Annotated in this window: 10 protein-coding genes; 4 read left to right on the top strand and 6 right to left on the bottom strand. The window is 71.5% G+C overall.

Annotation, left to right across the window (positions count from 1 at the left end; all coding sequences use genetic code 11):
* Positions 1-68: 68 nt before the first annotated feature.
* The 4 genes from JEQ17_RS25725 to ssd all read right to left on the bottom strand — a co-directional run bounded on the left by JEQ17_RS25725 (position 69) and on the right by ssd (position 4475).
* On the bottom strand, positions 69-908 hold the full coding sequence (locus tag JEQ17_RS25725) for a type II secretion system F family protein (protein ID WP_200397411.1): 840 nt from the start codon (positions 906-908) through the stop codon (positions 69-71).
* Entirely contained in the window at positions 905-1744 is an 840-nt protein-coding gene (locus JEQ17_RS25720) for a type II secretion system F family protein (protein ID WP_200401716.1), read from the bottom strand. Before JEQ17_RS25720 ends, JEQ17_RS25725 begins: the two co-directional genes overlap by 4 nt.
* 32 nt (positions 1745-1776) lie before the next feature.
* Positions 1777-3105 (bottom strand): TadA family conjugal transfer-associated ATPase, encoded by a 1329-nt coding sequence (locus JEQ17_RS25715; RefSeq protein WP_407700083.1) that lies wholly within the window; start codon positions 3103-3105, stop codon positions 1777-1779.
* 266 nt (positions 3106-3371) lie between these two features.
* Positions 3372-4475 carry a septum site-determining protein Ssd gene (gene ssd / locus JEQ17_RS25710; protein WP_200397410.1) on the bottom strand — a complete coding sequence of 368 codons (1104 nt, stop codon included), beginning with the start codon at positions 4473-4475 and terminating at the stop codon, positions 3372-3374.
* Between the two features lie 583 nt (positions 4476-5058).
* On the opposite strand from ssd, the gene JEQ17_RS25705 reads away from it, so the two are divergent.
* Complete coding sequence (locus JEQ17_RS25705; RefSeq protein ID WP_200397409.1) at positions 5059-5883, top strand: HAD family hydrolase; 825 nt, start codon at positions 5059-5061, stop codon at positions 5881-5883.
* A gap of 374 nt (positions 5884-6257) precedes the next feature.
* On the opposite strand, the gene JEQ17_RS25700 is transcribed toward JEQ17_RS25705, so the two are convergent.
* Positions 6258-7109 (bottom strand): Fic family protein, encoded by an 852-nt coding sequence (locus JEQ17_RS25700; RefSeq protein ID WP_200397408.1) that lies wholly within the window; start codon positions 7107-7109, stop codon positions 6258-6260.
* A 94-nt stretch (positions 7110-7203) separates the two neighbouring features.
* On the opposite strand from JEQ17_RS25700, the gene JEQ17_RS25695 reads away from it, so the two are divergent.
* Entirely contained in the window at positions 7204-8196 is a 993-nt protein-coding gene (locus JEQ17_RS25695) for an ATP-binding protein (protein ID WP_200397407.1), read from the top strand.
* A 23-nt stretch (positions 8197-8219) separates the two neighbouring features.
* Here the strand turns inward: JEQ17_RS25695 and JEQ17_RS25690 are convergent, their stop codons facing one another.
* On the bottom strand, positions 8220-9524 hold the full coding sequence (locus tag JEQ17_RS25690) for a polysaccharide deacetylase family protein (protein ID WP_200397406.1): 1305 nt from the start codon (positions 9522-9524) through the stop codon (positions 8220-8222).
* 326 nt (positions 9525-9850) lie between these two features.
* Here JEQ17_RS25690 and JEQ17_RS25685 point away from each other — a divergent pair, with 326 nt between their 5' ends.
* Both JEQ17_RS25685 and acs read left to right on the top strand, forming a co-directional pair.
* Positions 9851-12220 carry a bifunctional SulP family inorganic anion transporter/carbonic anhydrase gene (locus tag JEQ17_RS25685; protein WP_200397405.1) on the top strand — a complete coding sequence of 790 codons (2370 nt, stop codon included), beginning with the start codon at positions 9851-9853 and terminating at the stop codon, positions 12218-12220.
* Positions 12221-12637: 417 nt separating this feature from the next.
* A complete protein-coding gene (gene acs / locus JEQ17_RS25680) occupies positions 12638-14635 on the top strand; it encodes an acetate--CoA ligase (protein WP_200397404.1) in 1998 nt (665 codons plus the stop codon).
* The last annotated feature ends 78 nt before the right edge of the window (positions 14636-14713 follow it).

The raw sequence follows: 14713 nt of genomic DNA, 5'->3' as shown, positions 1-14713 counted from the left end.
CTTTTGCCCATCGGCCCTTTGGCCCCATGGCCGGCCCCGACCACTCGTCGTTCACCCCGTTCCGTACGTCACCCACCACCTCCGCCCAGCACCCCGCCCGCGAGCCCGATCACCACAGGCAGAACCCCGATGGCGATGAACGCGGGCAGGAAACACAGCCCCACCGGCGCGGTGACCAGGACACCCGCCCGCCGGGCACGGGCCGTGGCGGTACGCCCCCACTCCGCGCGGGCCTCCGCGGCGATTCGTGCGACGGGACCCGCCGCCGGTACGCCGGACTCGCCCGCCCGCTCCAGCAACCGGGCCAGCGCCCGAGCCCCGGACAAGGCGGCCAAACCCCGCCATGCCTCGGCCGGTTCACCCCCGAGCCGCACCTCGGCCGCACCCCGCGCCAGCCGCTGACCCACGGGCCCGTCGAGCGCCTCCCCCACCGCCTGGGCGGCCATCGCCGGACTGGCACCCGCCGCGATACAGGCGGCCAGCAGATCGGCGGCGAGGGGCAGTTGCCGCGTGGCCAGCCCCGCGTCGAACTCCTCCACCGGCGCCGGTCTCCGCTGCCACCGCCATATCCCGAAGCCGGCCACGAGCCCGACCACGACCCCGGCCGCACCTCCGACGACGGCCCAACAGACGCTCAGCGCACCGAAGACCGGCAGCCACCGCCTCAACTCACCGCGCATCACCAGCCGCCGCCCGCCGGACGCCGACTCCACGGCCGATCCCGTGCCCAGGGCCGACCCTGTGCCCACGGCACCCACTGCAGCCCTCGCGCCCCCGGTCACCACAGCCTTCAACCGCCTTTGCGTCCTCCGCTTCCGCCGCGCCGCACCCAAAGCCCGGGCGAGCGCCCACACCGCCACCACGACGCACAGCGCCGCCCCCAGCCTGTGGACAACTTCCACGCTCATCCCGCCTCCGCTCCCCGTACGATCCGCAGCACCCACCACAGCCCGACGCCCTCCAGGACCCCGCCGACGAACAGACAGCCCAGCCCCGCGCCGGTGTGCAGCACGACATGCAGCGGATCGGCGCCGAGCGCGGTACCGAGGAGCAGTCCGAGCACCGGCAGACCCGCCAGCAGCACGGCCGTCGACCGCGCCCCGGCCAACTGGGCACGCAGGTCGGCTCGTTGGTCCCGCTCCGCGCGCAACGCTCCCTCCAGCCGGTCGAGCCCGGCCGCGAGTCCGGCGCCCCTGTCCACGGCGACCCGCCAGCAGGCGGCGAGGCCCAGCAGTCCTTCGGCTCCCGGTCGTCGTGCCGCGTCGGTGAGTGCGCCGGGCACGTCCCCGCCGAACCGGGCCGCCGCCATCACCACCGCCTGCGCGCGGCCGAGCCCGCCCGAGTCACGGGAGGCGCCGAGCAGTGCCTCACCCGGCTGACGCCCGGCGCGCACCTCTCCCGCGAGCGCCCCGCACAGCGCGATCACCGCGTCGGCCCGCCGCTCCCGCGCCCGCCGTGCCGCCCCGGCACGCCTTGCCCGGCGGACCAGGGGCACCCCGAGTGCCCCCGCGACGAGCGGCACCACGGACGCCCCGAGCAGACCGACCACCGCCCCGGCGACCAGGACCCACCACTCGCCCCGCATCCGGTGCCACCGCCGCAGCCGCTCTCCAACCCTCACGGCCCGCTCCCACGCCGGTGGCCCGGCTCCCACTGCTCCGCCACCCGCACACACCAACCGCGCCCGCCGCGCCCCCGGCCCCTGCCCGCCCATCAGCCAGGCCGCCGCCCCGGCACACGCCATCGCCGCACTCACGGACACCTCACCGACCCCCGTCACAACCCCTCACCCCTCTCGCCGAATTCATCGACTTGACCGACTTGACCGACCCCACCGATGCCGGACCGCCGTCCCCAAGTCCCGGAGGATCCAGGACGCCCGGAGCCCCCGGAGTCCCCCAAGTCCCCGGACTCCCAGCCGTCCCCCATGCCGCCCAGCAGCCCCCGCAACCGCTCCCACCCCCGCTCGTACCTGAAAGCCTCCGCGCCCCACCGCAACGCCGGCACCGTGACCACCAGCCCCGCCTGATCCCGCTCCAGCACATGCACCTCGGCGATCCGCCGCCGCCCGGCCCGGTCGCGTACGAGATGGAGGACCACCGAGAGCGCGGCCGCCACCTGACTGTGCAGAGCGGCCCGGTCGAGCCCCGCGGCCGTGCCCAGCGCCTCCAGCCGGGCCGGCACTCCTGAGGCCGCGTTGGCGTGGACGGTTCCGCAGCCGCCTTCGTGACCCGTGTTCAGGGCTGCCAGCAGGGCGACCACTTCAGGCCCTCGCACCTCGCCGACGACCAACCGGTCGGGCCGCATCCGCAGTGCCTGGCGCACCAGGTCCTGGAGCGTGACGAGTCCGGCGCCCTCCTGGTTGGCGGGTCTGGATTCCAGTCGTACGACGTGGGGATGGTCGGGGCGCAGCTCCGCCGAGTCCTCGGCGAGCACGATCCGCTCGCCCGGTCCGACGAGGCCCAGCAGGGCGCTCAGCAGCGTCGTCTTGCCACTGCCGGTGCCCCCGCTGATCAGGAAGGACAGCCTCGCGTCGAGCAGCGCCCGCAACAGCCGGTCCCCGCCCGGCGGTACCGTCCCCGCCGCCACCAACTCGGGGAGCGTGAAGGCCCGTGGCCTTACGACCCGCAGCGACAGGCACGTCGAGCCGACTGCCACCGGTGGCAGTACCGCGTGCAGACGGGTGCCGTCCGGGAGCCGGGCGTCCACCCAGGGGTGCGCGTCGTCGAGTCGTCGCCCGGCCACGGCCGCGAGGCGCTGCGCGAGGCGTCGTACGGCCGCCGCGTCCGGAAAGGAGACGGTCGTCAGCTCCAGGCCGCCGCCCCGGTCCACCCACACCCGGTCGGGCGCCGAGACCAGCACGTCGGTCACCGAGGGATCACCGAGCAGCGGCTCCAGCGGCCCGCTGCCGACCAGCTCCGACCTCAACCGCTCGGCCGCCCCGAGGACTTCGGCGTCCCCGAGCACCCGCCCCTGTTCCCGCAGGGCCTGCGCCACACGCGCGGGAGTCGGCTCGGCCCCGCTCTCGGCAAGCCACTGCCGGACCCCGACCAACAGCCCCGTGTCGGAAGCCGAAACCGCATCCCCGCCCGCACGCCGCCCCACCGAGCCCGCATCCACAGGCCCACTCAGGCCCGTACGACGCCCCGCGGGCCCACTCAGGCCCGTACGCCGACCCACCGACCCCACACCCGCAGCCAGACCCCCACTCCCACGGCGACCCGCAGGCCCCACATCCGCAGGCGAAGGCGGACCCGCACCCGTACGCCACCCCACCGCCCCCACATCCGAAGGCAACCCCGCCGCCCCCATACGCCCGCCCAAGGCCCCCGCCTGCCCCGGCGCGGCACCACGCACGCGCGTGCCCCCGTTCATACGGCCCTTCCCGCGGCAGCGGTCCGCTCCCAGAACGTCGAGCAGAAGCGGGCCAGCGGCCCCCGGCCGTCCGCGCCGGGCGGTGCGCCTCGCTCCTGGGCCGCCAACAGCCCTGTCTCCACCGGGACTTCGCCGGCCAGGGGCAGCCCGAGGAGTCGGGCGACCTCCCTGTCGTCCAGACCGGGCGCGTACGGTCCGCGCACCACGACGCGCAGGTCCTTCAGGAGCATGCCGACCGCGGACGCCACCCGCCCTGCCGCCGCGACGGCGCGCAGCTCGGCCGGGACCACGAGCAGGCCGAGGTCCACCTGGGCGAGGGCTTCCGCGACGCCTTCGTCGATCCGGCGCGGCAGGTCCACGACCACCGCCCCACCTCGGCGCCGGGCAGCGGCCAGCACGGCCCGGACGGCCTCGGGTGCGATGGTGACGCGGTCTCCGCGGTCCCAGCTGAGGATTCGGAGGGCGTGCAGCGAGGGCAGCGACTCCTCCAGGGCGCCACCGCCGACCCGGCCGTGCGACGCGGCGAAGTCCGGCCAGCGCAGCCCCTCTGCGGCCTCTCCGCCGAGGAGTACATCGAGTCCGCCGCCCAGCGGATCCGCGTCGACGAGGAGCGTGCGCCTTCCCTGGCGCGCCGAGATGACCGCGAGCGCGCAGGCGAGCGTGGAGGATCCGGCGCCGCCGCGACCGCCGATCACGCCGACGGTGAGGGCGGGCGGGCCGACTCCCTCGGCCACGTCGGCGATCCGGTCGACCAACCATTGTTCGCCATCCGGCAGCAGCAGAACATGGTCGGCGCCGATCTCCACAGCCCTCCGCCAGACCCCGGAATCGTCCTGATCCCGCCCCACCAGGACCACTCCGCGTCTGCGCGCGGCTCCACGCACCCGCCGCGCGGCATCGTCACCGACGAGCACCAGGGGCGCCGTCTCCCAACCACCGCCGCGCTCCGGCACCCCGTGGTGGACCTCGGGCCTGGCGCCGGCCGCGGCGCACAGCCGCAGCAGGTCGTCCAGCAGATCCACGTCCTCCGTGACGATCAACGGTCCGCCCTGCCGCCCCTCGGCGGCCGACAGCCGGTCGTGTGTGATGGCTCCCGCCACGATCTCCAGCCCCCTTCGCTGCTTCCTCGCGGCGCCCCTGCGGCCCCGCGATTCCCGCCCGCGCGAAGAACCGGCAACCGGCCCTCCATATGAACCGCCGATACGAACCGGCCATAGCCGCCGGACAATCGGAACCGGCCATGAACTTCCGCGAGCGGTGCGCGTTGGAATCACGGTGCAGCGATCCGGGAAATCGTGTGGATCTTGGTCGATAACTGTGGACAACTCGACGGTTGTGAATATCGCCTTCACCCAAACCAGTGACCGATGAGTGAGTGTTGTACGACTCTCTTAGAGCAGCACGACGACTACCGACAGTTACGAATCCTGTGCAGACACAGAGGAACGCCGGTGCCCGTACAACAGGGCCCGGCGTTCGAAAAAGTAAGGTTGAAAACCCACCCGGACATGCGACGACCCCCGCCGGGGGGGAGAGCGGGGGTCGTCCCCACGGTCTGACTCGGGGGGGGAGGAGCCGGACCGGGTTAGCACGGTCGCGAACGATCCGTGACTTCCATGGTGTACCCGAGAGCCCTCTCAGGCAAACCCACGCGCCCCACACTAGCCCGAATGGCGGGCGCATATGCTCGACCCCGTGGAAAACCACTCCTTGCCCCGCACAGCGGCCTTCTTTGACCTGGACAAGACGGTCATTGCGAAGTCGAGCACGCTCACCTTCAGCAAGTCGTTCTACCAAGGCGGTCTGATCAACCGCCGGGCCGTGCTGCGCACCGCATACGCCCAGTTCGTCTTCCTCGCGGGCGGCGCCGACCACGACCAGATGGAGCGGATGCGCGAGTACCTGTCAGCGCTGTGCCGCGGCTGGAACGTCCAACAAGTGAAGGAAATAGTCGCCGAGACCCTTCACGACCTGATCGATCCGATCATCTACGACGAGGCCGCCTCCCTCATCGAGGAGCACCACATCGCCGGACGGGACGTCGTGATCGTCTCCACGTCGGGGGCCGAGGTCGTCGAACCGATCGGCGAACTGCTCGGCGCGGACCGGGTGGTGGCGACCCGGATGATCGTGGGCGACGACGGCTGCTTCACGGGCGAGGTGGAGTACTACGCGTACGGCCCGACGAAGGCCGAGGCCGTCAAGGAGCTGGCCGCGTCCGAGGGGTACGACCTCTCGCGCTGCTACGCCTACAGCGACTCGGCGACCGACATCCCGATGCTGGAGGCGGTCGGCCATCCGCACGCCGTGAACCCCGATCGCGCGCTGCGCCGCGAGGCCAACGCGCGCGCGTGGCCCATCCTCGACTTCCACCACCCGGTCCGGCTGAAGCAGCGGCTGTCGGTGCCGCCGCGACCGGCCCTCGTCGCCGCGGCGGCGATAGGGGCGGCGGCGGCCACGGCGGGTCTGGTCTGGTACGCGAGCCGTCGGCGCGCGGCAACCGTGTGATCCACGGGCCGCGAGCGCGCCCGATTCGCTACCTTTGCGCCCAAAAGTAAAGAAGTACAGCGAGGGGTTCCGCTTCCTCCGGACCTGGAGTACAAAGGGGTTAACGGCCCGCGAGACCAAGGACATCCGAGAGGATCACCTTCAAACGCAACCGAGGCCCCACGGACCGCGCATGAACACCGGGCACCCACGCGACGTCGACCCGTCGATTACGGGCCAGCCGCACCAGGCGACGGGCAACAGTTCCCGACCTGATGGGCAATATCTCGAGGACGCTTGGTAACCGGGTGAACATGCCAGCGGCGGTACGGACCCCGTACCGCCGCAACCCTGTTCAGGGGTATTCAGAGCCGGCCCATCAAAGGGCCACAGGCCTACGCCGCCCCTCGCTGAAGCGCCTCGCACACCGCCGTCGACTCCCTGGCGCCGAGTTCGATCGCCCTGCCGCAGTGGGCGATCCAGGTCGCCACACCCTCCGGAGTGCCGGAGACATAGCCTTCGAGGGCCGAGGCGTAGGCCGCGCGGCCCAGTTCCCCGTGACCGACCTCCGCCGGGCAGACGGACTTGGGGTCGAGGCCGCTGCCGACCAGGACGATGCGTTCGGCCGCGCGCGCGACCAGGCCGTTGTGGGAACCGAAGGGGCGCAGCGCGAGGAGTTCGCCGTGCACGATCGCGGCGGTCACCAGGGCGGGTGCGGAACCCCCCGCGATCACCAGCCGCGCAAGGCCGTCGAGACGGCCCTCGACCTCGGCCGCGTCCGGCAGCGGAAGCCCGATCAACGGCGGTCCCGCGGCGGCGGCCGCGGGTGTCTCGATGACGGATTCGCCGTCCCGCCGTGGACGCCCGACCACGTCCCCCTTGTCCGCGGCGGCCACCAGGTGCAACCGCGCCAGTACCCGAAGGGGCGACTGTCGCCAGATGGACAGGAGTTGGCCCGCCTCGGCGGTCAGCCTGAGAGCGGAGCCCACCACGCGCGCCTCGTCGTCGCCGCTGAAGTCGGCCCGCCGGCGCACCTCTTCGAGCGCCCAGTCGGCACCGGACAGCGCCGCGGAACCGCGCGCGCCGCGCAGCGCCGCCTCCGAGGTGATCGCGTTGCTGCGGCGCCGCATGATGCGGTGCCCGTAGACCCGGTCCACGGCCTTGCGCACGGACTCCACGGATTCGGCCACGCCGGGCAGCGACCCCAGCGCCGCGAGCGGGTCGGCGTTCCCACCTGTCGTACTCATGAGTACGACCCTACGCACACCAGGCCCGCGCCCCACTAATGAGTGGTCTTCTTCACGTGTGGCGGCCCTCGGACCTCGCCGCGCCGGTACCTTAATGAACATGAAAATTGCTTTCGTTGGGAAGGGCGGCAGCGGCAAGACCACCCTGTCCTCGCTCTTCGTGCGCCACCTCGCGTCCACCGGATCGCCTGTCGTGGCGGTGGACGCCGACATCAACCAGCACCTCGGGCCCGCGCTCGGCCTGGACGACGCGGAGGCCCAGCGGCTGCCCGCCATGGGCGACCGGCTCGCGCTCATCAAGGACTACCTGCGTGGTTCCAACCCCCGCATCACGTCCACCGAGACGATGATCAAGACGACCCCGCCCGGCGAGGGCTCCCGTCTGCTGCGGGTGTGCGAGGACAACCCGGTGTACGAGGCCTGCGCGAGGCCGGTGGAACTTGACGGCGACGCTGTCCGTTTGATGGTCACCGGCCCGTTCACCGAGGCCGACCTGGGAGTGTCCTGCTACCACTCCAAGACCGGTGCAGTGGAGCTCTGCCTGAACCATCTCGTCGACGGCCGGAGCGAGTACGTCGTCGTCGACATGACGGCGGGCTCGGACTCCTTCGCGTCCGGCATGTTCACCCGATTCGACATCACGTTCCTCGTCGCCGAGCCGACCCGGAAGGGAGTCTCCGTTTACCGCCAGTACAAGGAGTACGCGCGAGACTTCGGAGTCACCCTGAAGGTCGTCGGCAACAAGGTGCAGGGGCAGGACGACATCGACTTCCTGAGGGGCGAGGTCGGCGACGACCTGCTGCTGACGGTCGGTCACTCGGACTGGGTGCGCGCCATGGAGAAAGGCCGCCCGCCCAGGTTCGAGCAGCTGGAGGACGGCAACCGCCGCGCGCTGCGCGCCCTCCAGGCCGCCGCCGACGCCACGTACGATCAGCGCGACTGGGAGCGTTACACGCGCCAGATGGTCCACTTCCATCTGAAGAACGCCCAGTCCTGGGGCAACGAACGAACGGGCGCCGACCTGGCCGCCCAGGTCGACCCCGAGTTCGTCCTGCGCGAGCAGGCGCCGCTGCCCCAGCACGCCTGAGGCCGACCACCCCGCCCTGGGGGCTACGGCATGACCGCCGGTGCCCCCGGGACGCCCTTCGGGGCCGGGGCGGGCGGCTCGGAGAGGGCAGAGAAGTCGGAGAGGAACGACGTCCAGCCGTCCCTCGGGGCCTGGCCCACCTTGAGGGTGCGGAGCTTTTCCAGGGTCTTGGGGTCCTGGACGTCGAGCCAGTCGGCGAGTTGACGGAACGAGACGCAGCGCACCTCGGGCTCGGTGCAGACACTCTCGATGGTCTCCTGGACGGCGCGCATGTACGTGCCGCCGTTCCAGGACTCGAAGTGGTTGCCGATGATCAGGGGCGCGCGGTTGCCCTTGTAGGCGCGGGCGAAGCCCTTGAGCAGGCCGTCACGCATCTGGTCGCCCCAGTATCTGTGCTTGGCCGGGTTGCCCCGGGTGGTGGCGCCCGACTGGTTGACCAGGAAGTTGTAGTCCATGGTCAACGTCTCGAAGGCGCGCCCCGGGACGGGGACGAGCTGCATCGACAGGTCCCACAGGCCCTTCTCCTTCTTGGGCCAGACCTGGTTGTTGACGCCACTGGTGTCATAGCGGAAGCCCAGCTCCCGGGCGGCGCGCATGAAGTTCTTCCGGCCCTCGAGACAGGGCGTGCGGGCGCCGACGAGTTCCTTGTCGTAGTCGAAGGGCAGCGGTGAGGCCTTCCTCGTACCCGTGGTGCTCTTCCAGGACTTGACGAAGAACTTGGCCTGGGCGATCTCGTCCTTCCACTCCTCGACCGACCACTGGCCCACGCCGCCTCCGCCGCCGCAGAAGTGGCCGTTGAAGTGCGTGCCGATCTCGTTGCCCTCGAGCCAGGCGCCGCGCAGTTGCCGCACGGTGTCCTTGATGCCCTGCTCGTCATTGAAGCCGATGTCGGAGCGGCCCGGTGAGTGCCGCGGCGGCCGGTACAGCTCACGCTTCGCCTCCGGCAGCATGTACACACCGCTCAGGAAGTACGTCATCGTCGCGTTGTTGGCCTTGGCCACCTTGCGGAAGTGCGAGAAGAGCCGCTGGCTGTCCTCGCCGGCCCCGTCCCAGGAGAAGACCACGAACTGGGGCGGTTTCTGACCGGGGTTCAGCTTCTCGGGCCGCGGCAGGTGCGGCTGCTCGCCGGTGAAGGCGGTGGAGCCGTCGCCGATCAGACGGACCGCGTTCTTGGGTGCCGGGGCGCCCGCGGCCTTCGTCGCGCCGCGGGCGCCGTCACCGTGCGCGCCCTTCTCGACGTCGGTGTCACCGATACCGCAGCCGGCGAGCGCGGCAGCGCAGGCCGCGGCGGCCGTGACGCCCGCGGCGATCCTCTGAGTGGCGGCCATGTTTCGCCCACCTTCTTCCTTCAGTCGGGCCAAAGCGGAAGGGACTCCGTGCGATGGAATCCCGGATAACCCCGAGAAAACGGACAGAAACCGACAGCTCCCCCAAGATCTCAGGGGTTTCGGGAATGAATTAGTACGACAAGCCGATCAAAATGATTAATCACTCCCTGGAGTGAATTACTGACCCATTTGCGCCACTTTTTCGCACACATCCTTTACTCTCCATTACGATTCATTTACCGAGCGTTGAGAAATCCCGCCGCTGTACGCCGTGACCCACGGCCGCGCCCCAAGCGACCGCGTAGCCCCGGAGGAAGACGGGAACCATGCCTGCCTGCGTCCCCACCCGCACCGACGACTCATCGCACATGCCGGAGGAGGGGCGGCCGCACAGCCCGCCCGAGCGCCGCCGCCGAACGCCCCGGCTCCCCCACATCCCTCGGATCGCCGGCGCCGATCTGTCCGCCTCGATCGCCGTTTTCCTGATCGCCCTTCCGCTGTCCCTGGGCATCGCCCTCGCCACCGGGGCTCCGCTGCAGGCGGGGCTCGTCGCCGCCGCCGCGGGCGGACTGGTGGTCGGCCGCCTCGGCGGCGCCCCGCTCCAGGTGAGCGGCCCCGCCGCCGGGCTCACGGTGGTCACCGCCGATCTCATCCAGAAGTTCGGCTGGCGCACGACCTGCGCCATCACCGTCCTCGCCGGGCTCGCCCAACTCGGCCTGGGCTTCCTGCGAGTGGCCCGTTCCGCCCTCGCCGTCAGCCCCGCGATCGTGCACGGCATGCTGGCCGGCATCGGCATCACCATCGCGGTCGCCCAGCTGCACATCGTGCTCGGCGGCTCCCCGCGCAGCTCCGTCATCGCCAACATGCGGGAGCTGCCCGGACAGTTGGCCCACCCCCAGGTGGCGGCGCTGTCCATGAGCGCCCTGACGCTGGCCCTCCTGCTGGCCTGGCCCCGGATCCCCGGACGCGTGGGCCGGGCCCTTCGCAAGGTGCCCGCCGCGCTCGTCGCCGTCACCGCGGCCACGACGACGGCGGTGCTCGCCGGGCTCACCCTGCCCAAGGTCGACCTGCCGTCCTGGCGGAGCCACGCGCTCGCCGGGCTGCCCGAGGGCCCGGCGCTCGGGATCACCGCCGCCGTGCTCACCGTCACGCTGGTGTGCAGCGTCCAGTCGCTTCTCGGCGCCGTCGCCGTGGACAAGCTCACGGCCGGGCGGCCGACCCAGCAGAAGCGCTCCGACCTCGACCGCGAGCTCCTCGGACAGGGCGCCGCCAACATCGTCTCCGGATCGCTCGGCGGGCTCCCCGTCGCGGGCGTGGCCGTGCGCAGCTCGGCGAACGTGCAGGCCGGAGCGGTCAGCCGGAACTCCACGATGCTGCACGGCGTCTGGGTGGTGGTGGCCGCCCTGCTGATGGTCCCGGTCCTGGAGCTGATCCCCCTCGCGGCGCTCGCCGCCCTGGTGATGGCCGTCGGAATCCAGATGGTGTCCCTGCACCACATCCGCACGGTCACCCGCCACCGAGAGGTGCTGGTGTACGCGGTCACGACCCTCGGCGTCGTCGTCCTCGGTGTGCTGGAGGGCGTCCTGCTGGGCGTCGCCGTGGCCGTCGGAGTCGCCCTTCACCGGCTCACCCGCACCCGGATCACCCACGACGTGGACTCGGCGGGCGTCCACCACGTCCGCGTACGCGGGCAGTTGACGTTCCTCGCCGTGCCGCGCCTCAGCCGGACCCTGCATCTCGTGCCCCAGAGCGCCGATGCCGTGGTCGAGCTGGACGGCTCCTTCATGGACCACGCGGCGTACGAATCGCTGCACGACTGGCAGAGCACGCACCTCGCGCAGGGCGGCTCCGTCGAGCTGACCGGACGCACCGGGGCCCGGCTGGCCGCGCCCCACGTCCAGGGGGGCACCGGAGAGACCTCGCACTGCCACTGCCGGCCCTGGACGCCCTGGCGCAACCACCACTGCGAGCGCCCCGAGAGCGCCCCGCAGGGCGGGCGTCGGAGCGGGCATCAACTGGCCAGCGGCATCAGCTCGTTCCAGCGCAACACCGCGCCCCTCGTGCGCGGCGAGCTGGCCCGGCTCGCGCGGGAGGGGCAGCAGCCTTCCCAGCTCTTCCTGACCTGCGCCGACTCCCGGCTGGTCACGTCGATGATCACTTCAAGCGGCCCGGGCGACCTCTTCGTCGTACGGAACGTCGGCAATCTCGTACCGCCCCCCGGCGAGGAGAGCGCCGACGACTCGGTCGCGGCCGCCATCGAGTACGCGGTGGAGGTGTTGCAGGTGCGGTCCATCACCGTGTGTGGGCACTCCGGCTGCGGGGCGATGCAGGCGCTGATGAACACCGAACCGGGTGGCGCGCAGACGCCGTTGAAGCGGTGGCTGCGGCACGGGCTGCCGAGTCTGGAGCGGATGGCCGCCAAGGACCGGCCCTGGACGCGCATCGCCGGACGCGCACCCGCCGACGCCGTCGAGCAGCTCTGTCTGACCAACGTGGTGCAGCAGTTGGAGCACCTGCGGGCGCACGACTCCGTGGCCCGGGCGCTGAAGGAGGGCGCGCTCGAACTGCACGGGATGTATTTCCACGTGGGCGAGGCCCAGGCGTACCTCCTCAACGAGCGCGTTCACCACGAGGAGCCGGACGGCGAGGTCTTCGACCGGGTCGCGGCGACGGCACTGCACGACACACCTGCCTGAACCACCCGTTCCGGGGCCCGCGAGCCCACTCCCAGAAGCCCGCGGGCCCACTCCCGGCGGTCCGTGGGCCACTCCCGGGAGCCGCAGGCCACTCCTGGGAGCCGCAGGCCACTCCCGAGGGTCCGCGGCCCCACTCCCGGAGGCCCGTCCAGCACCCTGCCACGGGTTCGTTCGACGCCCCGCCATGGGGCCGTTCGGCGCCCCGCCGCGGGTTCATTCGACGCCCGCCCACAGGGCCGTCCGGACCCCCGCCACCGGCCCCTCCCGCCCGCGAGCCTGAACCGCGGCCCTTCCCCGTCCGTGAGAACGTGTGGCCCCCCGTGTCCGCGGGAAGCCGCACGCACACATGATCCTGCCCACAGGTCTAAACCAATTCCCGGACGGCCCTTGTCACCAGGGGTCCGCGTCTGATGAGCTGTGGCCTGGGACACAACGGACACCCTGGGAAAGGGAGATGTCGTGAGCAACGAAAGCCTGGCCAACCTGCTGAAGGAAGAGCGCAGGTTCGCGCCGCCCGCCGACCTGGCCGCGAACGCCAACGTCACCGCGGAGGCGTATGAGCAGGCCAAGGCTGACAGGCTCGGCTTCTGGGCCGCGCAGGCCCGCCGGCTGACCTGGGCCACCGAGCCGACCGAGACGCTGGACTGGTCGAACCCGCCGTTCGCCAAGTGGTTCAAGGACGGCAAGCTCAACGTCGCGTACAACTGCGTGGACCGGCACGTCGAGGCGGGGAACGGCGACCGGGTCGCCATCCACTTCGAGGGCGAGCCGGGTGACGGCCGCGCCATCACCTACGCCGAGCTGAAGGACGAGGTCTCCCGCGCGGCGAACGCCCTGACGGAACTCGGGGTCGAGAAGGGCGACCGGGTCGCCATCTACCTGCCGATGATCCCCGAGGCCGTCGTCTCGATGCTGGCCTGCGCCCGCATCGGCGCCGCGCACTCCGTGGTCTTCGGCGGCTTCTCGGCCGACGCCATCGCCACCCGCATCCAGGACGCCGACGCCAAGCTGGTCATCACCTCCGACGGCGGCTACCGCCGAGGCAAGCCCTCCGCGCTCAAGCCGGCCGTCGACGAGGCGGTCTCCCGGGTCGACGGCGTGGACAAGGTGCTCGTCGTGCGCCGTACGGGCCAGGACGTCGCGTGGACCGAGGGCCGTGACGTCTGGTGGCACGAGATCACGGCCAGGCAGTCCGCCGAGCACACCCCCGAGGCGTTCGACGCCGAGCACCCGCTGTTCATCCTCTACACCTCGGGGACGACGGGTAAGCCGAAGGGCATCCTGCACACCTCCGGCGGCTACCTCACCCAGGCCGCGTACACCCACCACGCCGTCTTCGACCTCAAGCCGGAGACCGACGTCTACTGGTGCACGGCCGACATCGGCTGGGTCACCGGCCACTCGTACATCACGTACGGGCCGCTGGCGAACGGCGCGACACAGGTGATGTACGAGGGCACGCCGGACACCCCGCACCAGGGGCGCTTCTGGGAGATCGTGCAGAAGTACGGCGTGACGATCCTCTACACGGCGCCGACGGCCATCCGTACGTTCATGAAGTGGGGCGACGACATCCCCGCGAAGTTCGATCTCAGCAGCCTGCGGGTGCTGGGGTCCGTCGGTGAGCCGATCAACCCCGAGGCGTGGATCTGGTACCGCAAGCACATCGGCGGCGACCGCACGCCGATCGTGGACACCTGGTGGCAGACCGAGACCGGCGCGATGATGATCTCGCCGCTGCCGGGCGTGACCGAGACCAAGCCGGGGTCCGCGCAGCGCGCGCTGCCGGGGATCTCGGCGACCGTCGTCGACGACGAGGCGCGCGAAGTGCCCGACGGCGGTGGCGGTTACCTCGTGCTCACCGAGCCGTGGCCGTCGATGCTGCGCACCATCTGGGGCGACGACCAGCGGTTCCTCGACACGTACTGGTCACGCTTCGAGGGCAAGTACTTCGCGGGCGACGGCGCCAAGAAGGACGACGACGGCGACATCTGGCTGCTCGGCCGGGTGGACGACGTGATGCTCGTGTCCGGGCACAACATCTCGACCACCGAGGTCGAGTCGGCGCTCGTCTCGCACCCGTCGGTCGCCGAGGCGGCGGTCGTGGGCGCGGCCGACGAGACGACCGGCCAGGCGATCGTGGCCTTCGTGATCCTGCGCGGTACGGCGTCGGAGACCGACAGCCTCGTGGGCGACCTGCGCGACCACGTCTCGAAGGCGCTGGGCCCGATCGCCAAGCCGAAGCGGATCCTGCCGGTGGCCGAGCTGCCCAAGACCCGTTCGGGCAAGATCATGCGCCGGCTGCTGCGTGATGTCGCGGAGAACCGTCAGCTCGGTGACGTCACCACGCTCACCGACTCCACGGTGATGGACCTCATCCAGTCGAAGCTCCCGGCGGCGCCCAGCGAGGACTGACGTACGGGCTGACGTACGGCTCGAAGAGGGGCACCCGGCGCGTCCTGCGCCGGGTGCCCCTCCCGCGTCTAGCCTGAT

Origin of the sequence: Streptomyces liliifuscus, from assembly GCF_016598615.1 — a bacterium.
Taxonomy (GTDB): Bacteria; Actinomycetota; Actinomycetes; order Streptomycetales; family Streptomycetaceae; genus Streptomyces; species Streptomyces liliifuscus.
This window is presented reverse-complemented; position numbering and strand designations above follow the sequence as displayed.